Genomic DNA, 213 nt, shown 5'->3' on the forward strand with positions numbered 1-213 from the left:
CTGCTGGAAGGCGCAGGACAAGTGCGCCACGGACACACCACCGCTGGTACGCATCGATGGCAGCGCCCAGGGGCACCTGACGGCCTGTCATTTCCCCGAGGAACCGACGATCGAGGGCCGGGTGGAGGATGTGATTCTCGACCCCGCGCTGGCCGCGATCGAGGAGGCTACGGACACCCATTGACCCGAGTCCGGTAGACCTCCGATCGGAGG

The 213-nt window shown here is 66.7% G+C and carries 1 pseudogene; it reads left to right on the forward strand.

Annotation, left to right across the window (positions count from 1 at the left end):
* Nucleotides 1–184 (forward strand): annotated as a pseudogene (locus J0695_RS40030) (dipeptide/oligopeptide/nickel ABC transporter ATP-binding protein); the annotation flags it as partial.
* Between the last annotated feature and the right edge of the window lie 29 nt (nt 185–213).

The organism is Streptomyces beijiangensis (assembly GCF_017315755.1).
Lineage (GTDB): Bacteria > Actinomycetota > Actinomycetes > Streptomycetales > Streptomycetaceae > Streptomyces > Streptomyces beijiangensis.